Source organism: Allobaculum fili (genome assembly GCF_020969955.1).
Classification (GTDB): domain Bacteria; phylum Bacillota_I; class Bacilli_A; order Erysipelotrichales; family Erysipelotrichaceae; genus Allobaculum; species Allobaculum fili.
In genome coordinates this window covers 1-6392 of the sequence record NZ_JAHDSX010000074.1, presented here as the reverse complement: position 1 = coordinate 6392, position 6392 = coordinate 1, and the positions used below count along the sequence as shown (strand labels likewise).

The window sequence follows — 6392 nt, the reverse complement described above, 5'->3', positions numbered from 1 at the left end:
GATCCGAAGTATGAAGAAAACGATGAAGAATAAAAAATACGCCAAGCGGGATCTCGAAAGGGATCCCGTTTAGCGTATCTAATATTCAGTCTCGCGTATACCCGTCGATTGTTTGACACTTACTTTTCCCTGCTGCCATTTTTCGGCTTATTCTTTCTGCTCGGCTGGATGGAGCATACGAATGACTTTGGCAGGAACGCCGGCGGCTACCGCATAGTCAGGAATTTCGTGCGTAACTACGGCGCCGGCACCGACTACCGCGTACTTGCCAATCGTTACCCCGGGACAAATGGTCACGTTCATACCGATCCAGGCGTTCTTGTGAATGGTTACATTGCCATAGGTATAGATCGTATGGCGTTCATTCATGTCATGATTGATTGTTGCAATCCGAACGCCGGGGGCCACCATGACGCCGTCTTCAAATTCAATGCCGCCGGAAGCGGAAAGAATTGCGGAATGGTTGATGAAAACGCCTTTTCCAAACTTCACACGATTTCCAAAATCGCACTGAAACGGAGTCAGGACACGGATGGTGTCGAGATCGGAATGAAACAGCTCGCGCAGATCGTCCATATACGTCGGATCATCGGGAAGTTTTCGGTTGGCTTTTGCGCAGAGCGTTCGGGAACGCATCATTTCATCCACCGCCGGGCGGAAATATGGCTTTCGATTATCCGTTGGACCGCCCTGATCCATCAGCGCGTATACATCTTCTTCGGCTTCTGCTTTTACAGCGTTTTTATTTTCCATCGTCTCGTTCCTCCATCCTTTCGGTTTTCTGTTTTGATATTCTCTCAGGCTGTTTTCTGCCAGTTTCTTCTGTTTTTATTTGGTCGAGCTGACTTTGACCCCGTGATCGATCTGGGCTTTCGAGCGATCGACATAGCTGGCGTGAATTGCGAGCCCCTGCGTGATGATGGCGCCTTTGGCTTCTTTGGCCAGATCCGCCGGCACGCGTCCAAGTCCGCTGCCTTCGTGGGTGGTGAAAGGATGAATGATCTTGCCGTTCCAGTCATAGGCGTCGATAAAGGTGAAAACGGCCATCGGCATGGTGTCCCAGTAAATTGGGAAGCCAAGCCAGATCTCATCGTATTCATCCAGGCTGGCTGGAAGGTTTTCTATCTTTGGACGGCAATGTGCATTCGAGTCGTCCTGCGCCTGCTGAATGTAAGTCATGTACGTATCCGAATACGGATCGCTCTGTCGGATTTCAAAAAGATCCGCTCCGGTGAGCTTTGCGATTTCCTTCGCAGCTTTTTCCGTATTGCCTTCGGTGATGGTACGGATATCCCCGCCAAAATAGTTTTCTCCTGTGCGGGAATAGTAAGCGACTAAACTTTTCATAAATCCTCCTTTTTCTCCCAGTTCAGAACGCCTGTGATCTGCGCTTCCTTGTAGCGTTCGATTTTCCATGAAAGGCGCTGAATCATCTGATCGATCCGGGCTTTCTGCTCTTCCAGCTCGAGCCGCTGTTCCTGAAGCAGTTCGAGACGATCCGGAATGGTCTGATCGCCTTCCATATAAAGCGTCACGTATTCCACGATCGATTTGACCGGCAGACCGACCCGGCGCATGCATTTGACGAGTTCGACCCAGCGAAGATCTTCTTCCTGATAGTCCCGCTTGCCGCCCTCGGTGCGGGTCACCGGCGGGATCATGCCGATCTGTTCGTAGGAGCGCAGGGTGTCCTGACTGATGTCATAGAGTTTGCTGACTTCTGCAATGTTCATGAGCACGTTATACAACCTCGAGTTCACTCCAGATCAAGCTGCATACTCATTGAAATGGCGGATTTTTCCCGAATTCCGACCTTTTTCTGTGCAGATTCAGTTCATTCATCCTTGCGGCATCTGTTCTGCACTTATGGCTGCTCTGGCATGGGTTGAAAACGCAAAAAAGGCTCGTTCTCATAAAGGGAACGAACCCGTATTGGAGTCCAGACTGTGTTTTGGAAGTTTGAAAGCCAGTTCCATCTGGATCGGTTTAAAGCAGTTATTTTTCTTCGGTGTTTTCATTGTTCGGGGATGCGATTTTTCCGCTTTTTTCCCGCTCAAGCAAAGCCCGTTTTCGGTCTACACCGCCCGCATAGCCGGTCAGCAATCCATTGGAGCCCAGAACGCGATGACAGGGAATCATAAGCGAGATCGGATTGGAGCCGACCGCCTGACCAACCGCCTGCGCCGACATTCTGGACATACCGCGCTTTGCGGCGATCGTTCTGGCGATATCGCCGTACGTCGTCGTCTCACCAAGCGGAATGGCTTTAAGAATGGCCCAGACTTCCTGCTGAAACAGAGTGCCCTGCGTCGAGAGTTCCGGCCGAAAATCCGGGTTTTCCCCCGCAAAGTAGAGATCCAGCCATTTTCTGGCCTGTTCAAATACCGGCAGATCCTCATCTGAATCATTTGCGCTGTTTTTCTCGGAATCCGCTTTGATTTTTTCCGCTTCTCTCTGGCCTTCAAACCAGATACCGGTGATCGCGTTTCCGTCGGATTCGATCGTGATCTCTCCAAGCGGCGACTCGTAATACGTGATAACCATCTGTTCCATTTTCGTCTTCCTCCTTAACGACAATCCTGGCGACTGGATCGAAAACAAATCTTCAAAATGCCTGCTCCAGTTCAAATCGCTGGTTTAAAGGCTTTCCTTCGGCATCGGGCCATACCGTTTTCTATATTCCCCTGGCGTACAGCCGTTTCGTTCTCGAAAGACGCGAGCGAAATAACTCATCTCCAGAAACCCGCACTGCGCAGCAATGTCCGAAATACGTCCATCCGTCTGTACGAGCAGGGATACTGCTTTTTGCAGGCGCAGTTCGCGGATATAGCGAATGGGCGTACTGCCGATCATACGGTTAAAGCAGCGCAGACATTCGTTTTCGCTCAGATGTGCACTCCTGGCAATATCTGCCAGCGAAAGCGGCTGATCCAGATGGTCCTGTATGTACTGAAGCATGATTTTGATCAGCTCGCCATCCCGTCTGGCTTTGCGCGATGGCTTCTGCTCCATCAGCTGTCTGGATTTTCCGAGTGTAAAGAGCAGATGAGAAAGACGATCCCGTACCCGAAACTCGTAGCCGTCTTCTTCCTTTACGCAAAGCTGCCACGCGCTTTCGATATCCTCGCAGGCCTCGTTACCCCATGATACGCAGGGATCCAGACGGATCATGGAAATGGAGGAATCACTCAGAAGCGGCTCCAGATATTTTTGCCAGAAAATACTGTCGAGACTTCCGCCGACTAAACGCGGATGAAACACCAGAGAATGAATACGGCAGACTTCACCTGAGGCCGGCCACACGCCATGCAGCGCACCCGTCTGAATAAAGACGCCTTCTCCCGCATGGAGCAGACAGTCTTCTCCGTTGGCCGCCACACGCACCGTTCCGCTTTCGACGACAAGAACTTCGAGTTCTTCATGCCAGTGCCATGCCACTTCCCTTTCGCTGATGTTGTCGTGATAGCAGGCGATCGGAAACAAAGGCGTTCCATGTTCAATCTGCTCTCTTCCCTGTCGGTCAACCTGAATCGTCTTGCATGCGTTTAAAGCCATCCGTTTTCTCCTTTGGGTGATATTCTCCTGAAAACCTGTCGATTTTATCCTAACATTGGGTATCAATTCAGTGATATTTTCTTAGCAGAAATCAAGGAGGAACAATTCATGGTTCATCTGCTTCTCGCTGTGATCTACCTTTCGTTTATCAGTCTGGGCCTTCCAGACTCGCTTTTAGGCTCTGCATGGCCGTCCATGTATCCGAGTTTTGGAGTGCCGCTTTCCTGGTCGGGGATCATTTTCTTCATCATTTCCGCTGGTACGGTGATCTCCAGCCTTTCGAGCGATCGGCTCACCCGTAAATTTGGCGCTGGAAAAGTGACCGTCTGCAGCGTCGCTATGACCGCTATCGCCCTGTTTGGCTTTTCCATCAGCTCTTCATTCTGGATGCTCTGCCTGTGGGCCATTCCCTACGGTCTTGGCGCGGGCAGTGTCGATGCCGCTTTGAACAACTACGTGGCTCTGCATTTCGCCAGCCGGCACATGAGCTGGCTTCACTGCATGTGGGGTGTCGGCGCTTCCATCGGTCCATACATCATGGGCTTCGCACTTACTCAAGCACACAGCTGGAGTCTTGGCTATCGTCTCATCAGCATCATCCAGATTGTTATTACCGCCATTATTTTTCTCAGTCTTCCCCTCTGGAAAGACAGACCGGTCCATTCCGATGATTCCGATACAGAACCATCCAAACCGCTGAGCCTGAAAGCCATAATCACTCTTCCCGGTGTTAAAGCCGTCATGATTACGTTTTTCTGCTATTGCGCGCTCGAGCAGACAGCCGGACTCTGGGCGAGCAGCTATCTTGTTGTTGCCAAGGGAATCGCAGCCGATACCGCAGCCAGCTTTGCGAGTCTGTTTTTCATCGGCATTACGGTCGGCCGTGCGCTAGGCGGTTTTCTTACCCTGAAAATGAACGATGCGCAAATGGTCCGTTTCGGTCAGGGTATCATCGTGATTGGCGGTGCCGCTCTGCTTCTCCCTTTAGATGAAACGGCTGCGCTTGTCGGCCTTGTTCTGATCGGACTTGGCTGCGCGCCGATTTATCCAAGCATCATTCATTCCACCCCGGATCATTTCGGCGCGGATCGCTCACAGGCGATCATCGGTGTGGAAATGGCCAGTGCCTATATCGGCAGCTGCGTCATGCCGCCGCTGTTTGGCTTTCTTTCCCGCTTCTTATCGATTTCCATTTTCCCGATCTATCTTCTGGCGATTCTGCTGCTTATGACCGGCATGCATGAACGGCTTCAGAAGCAGACACGCAAGCCCGCCGTTCAAAAAGCGAAATAAAACCGGACAGTCGAATCTGTCCGGCAGTATGTTTTGTGAGGTCTGGTAATGCTTATAAATGTTCTGTGAAAATGGTCAGTCAATCAGACCGAAGTGAAGCGCGGCTTTCTGAATCCCGTCGTGTTCTACATCCTCTGTAACGTAGTCGGCATTTTCCTTAATGATCGCTTTGGCATTGCCCATGGCAACGCCGATACCCGCATGCTGGAGCATTTCGAGATCGTTTTCTCCATCGCCAAACGCGATGGTTTCTTCAGGTCGAATAGTGTGGAACTTCAGAAATTCTTCGATGCCCGCCTGCTTGCTGCCGCCTTTTCGAAGTAGATCGACCGCCTGATCGCACCAGCGCGTAATCGTGAATTCCGGAAGAAGAGCATGGAGCTCTTCTTCTTTTTCTTTGGGAATATAGCCAATCGCCGAATATACAGGATTTCCCGACCAGGAATCCACCGGCGGCAGCGGCGTGGAAACAGCCTTGTTGGCTGCTCTGACCTGATCGTCGATTTTATTGATATACAGACGGTCTTTTTCAATCAGCAGAACCGGAATGTCTTTCTCGTTGAAAAGTTTCAGAAGATGATTTCTGGCGGAATCTTCGAGCGGATGGGCGCTCAGAATTTCCTGATTCTGATCGAGAACAAGCTGACCATTCAGCGCAATGTAGCCATCCATTCGAATCCCCCGGGTAGGCAGACGATTGAACTCCATGATGGAACGGCCGGTTGCAGCTACACAGAGAATTCCCTTTTTCTGCATCTGTTCAATCGTATCGAGTGCGCTCTGGGGCACTGCCTTCAGTTTGTGGGAAAGCAAAGTCCCGTCAATATCGAAAAACGCTGCTTTAATCTGCATATCCGCTCCTCCTGTTCCTTTCGGCTTTTTCAAGAAATATCGTTTTTTTGCACTTCCATTTTAATGCGCAAAATGACTTGCGTTCGAAAGAAGACTGCCCGACTGGACGCAACCGCTTTACAGGCCATTGAAAGACACATCCCGCAAAGCCTGGCCAAATCTTCTGGCTTCTTCGCGGGACGTTTTTTGAAAGGGTCTTTGGGTTGTGTGCGGGGCAGATTATGAGAATAGAAAAGCGGATATTCCATTTTGGCAACGTGTTAAACGATCTTGCGTTTTGTTGGATAATCTTGCCTTTGAACAAAACCGACTCTTCTTTCGCCGCCGACTATGCTCTGTCGGCTCCTGGTCTTCAGAAAGAAAGGCCAGTTAGAAAAACGTTCGAAAAATTCGGAATGTACAAACTGGATTTGGATTCCAGTCCGGAAAACGAACCGGATTTTCAGACGGGCCTGTATTAGGATCAAATCTTTCGATCCTAAGAAAAATCCCCGAAAGATATCGGATTTCTCCTTTATCTCTCGGGGATTTCGTTTTGTTCGGCGACTACTTATCTTTGCCTTGCGGCTATTGTCAGCGCAAGATGGCTTAGCTTCCATGTTCGGGATGTAAATGGGCGTATCCCATCCGCTATCGTCACCGTACTTTTAAAGTTTATCAAATGGATCTTCCAAAAACAAACATCAGTCTTC

7 protein-coding genes and 1 rRNA gene are annotated in these 6392 nt (G+C 50.3%); 1 reads left to right on the top strand and 7 read right to left on the bottom strand.

Features of this window, described 5'->3' with window-relative positions; all coding sequences use genetic code 11:
* Window positions 1-147: 147 nt before the first annotated feature.
* The 5 genes from Afil_RS10375 to Afil_RS10355 form a co-directional block, all read right to left on the bottom strand.
* Window positions 148-753: a DapH/DapD/GlmU-related protein gene (locus Afil_RS10375; RefSeq protein WP_230268487.1), complete on the bottom strand. Its 606-nt coding sequence runs from the start codon at window positions 751-753 to the stop codon at window positions 148-150.
* A 75-nt stretch (window positions 754-828) separates the two neighbouring features.
* Window positions 829-1347 carry a flavodoxin gene (locus tag Afil_RS10370; protein WP_230268486.1) on the bottom strand — a complete coding sequence of 173 codons (519 nt, stop codon included), beginning with the start codon at window positions 1345-1347 and terminating at the stop codon, window positions 829-831.
* Window positions 1344-1733: a MerR family transcriptional regulator gene (locus Afil_RS10365; RefSeq protein WP_230268485.1), complete on the bottom strand. Its 390-nt coding sequence runs from the start codon at window positions 1731-1733 to the stop codon at window positions 1344-1346. Before Afil_RS10365 ends, Afil_RS10370 begins: the two co-directional genes overlap by 4 nt.
* Window positions 1734-1995: 262 nt before the next feature.
* Window positions 1996-2553 (bottom strand): methylated-DNA--[protein]-cysteine S-methyltransferase, encoded by a 558-nt coding sequence (locus Afil_RS10360; RefSeq protein WP_369413430.1) that lies wholly within the window; start codon window positions 2551-2553, stop codon window positions 1996-1998.
* 84 nt (window positions 2554-2637) lie between these two features.
* Window positions 2638-3555, bottom strand: a complete 918-nt coding sequence (locus Afil_RS10355) for an AraC family transcriptional regulator (RefSeq protein ID WP_230268484.1) — start codon at window positions 3553-3555, stop codon at window positions 2638-2640.
* Between the two features lie 108 nt (window positions 3556-3663).
* On the opposite strand from Afil_RS10355, the gene Afil_RS10350 reads away from it, so the two are divergent.
* Window positions 3664-4848, top strand: coding sequence for an MFS transporter (locus Afil_RS10350; protein WP_230268483.1), 1185 nt, complete (start codon window positions 3664-3666; stop codon window positions 4846-4848).
* A gap of 75 nt (window positions 4849-4923) precedes the next feature.
* On the opposite strand, the gene Afil_RS10345 is transcribed toward Afil_RS10350, so the two are convergent.
* On the bottom strand, window positions 4924-5700 hold the full coding sequence (locus tag Afil_RS10345; protein ID WP_230268482.1) for a Cof-type HAD-IIB family hydrolase: 777 nt from the start codon (window positions 5698-5700) through the stop codon (window positions 4924-4926).
* A 537-nt stretch (window positions 5701-6237) separates the two neighbouring features.
* Window positions 6238-6344: ribosomal RNA gene (gene rrf, locus Afil_RS10340) — 5S ribosomal RNA — on the bottom strand.
* Between the last annotated feature and the right edge of the window lie 48 nt (window positions 6345-6392).